This is a genomic window from Oleiphilus sp. HI0128, assembly GCF_001635365.1.
Genome location: NZ_LWGG01000013.1, coordinates 1 through 1,024, shown reverse-complemented (window position 1 = coordinate 1,024; position 1,024 = coordinate 1). Strand labels below are relative to the sequence as shown.

Genomic DNA, 1,024 nt, shown 5'->3' with positions numbered 1-1,024 from the left:
CTGGTTCGCCATGAGTGATGTCATGCCTACATCAACCAGACTTTTTGATGTGTCGATATTGTCGTTACCAAGCAAGGAATAGATCATTGAGCTTAGTGACACTTTATCTGGCACAGCTATTAGCTGCTCTTTCTGCATGCTTGAAACCTGCTCAGCTAACTTACCTTGATTGGCGTGATACTGGGCGAGCATACTCTTGCGGTCGATTTTCCCTGAAGGCGTTGTCATCAGTGCATCGCTGAACAGAAAATGAGACGGCTGCATATAGGCAGGTAGCTCTTGCGTGAGGTATGCTTTGAGTATTGAAGCATCCTCAGAGTTGCTTACAATAAAAGCAATAATCGATTTTTGCGCTTCGCTCTCTGAAACTGTTACAGCTGCATTGGAGACACTCTCATGCTTCATTAAACAGGCTTCAATTTCCGATAACTCAATACGATAGCCACTAATTTTTACTTGGTTATCAGTTCTACCTGAATAAACTAACTGGCCCTTATTATCTGCTGAGACCAAATCCCCTGTACGATAGCAAAGTTGTTCTTTGCCATTGATCGTCATAGTGACAAAGCGTTTGTTTGTCTCTATCGAATTATTTATGTAACCAGTAGCTAAAACTGGGCCGCTAATATAGAGCTCTCCTACTTCTCCAGCTCTGACATTTTGGCCATTATCATTCAATATATTAAGTTTCGCGTGAGGTAATGCGCTACCAATTGGGGGTATTTCCGGCCAATCGCTGGCAGGGGCTCTCATGATAAGTTCGCTTACCACATGAGACTCTGAAGGGCCGTATTGATTTGACAAGCTTGTCTTAGGGAGCTGTTCGAAGATAGACCTAATATCCTCAGTGATAATTAGCTGCTCGCCCGCGGTGATAACTTCTTTCAAGGACTTCGGCACGATGTTTAGTCGAACAAACCATTGCATCAGGTTTTTCAAGGCGACATAAGGCATGAAAATTCGTTCGATTTGATGTTCGAGTATATATTCAGCAAGAGACTTAAAGTCTTGTTTGATCAGTGGG

The 1,024-nt window shown here is 43.0% G+C and carries 1 protein-coding gene; it reads right to left on the bottom strand.

Translation table 11 applies throughout. The annotated features are described in order from the left end of the window. A partial coding sequence (locus A3763_RS00195; protein WP_156494774.1) for an AMP-binding protein occupies nt 1–1,024 on the bottom strand: 1,024 nt, incomplete at both ends.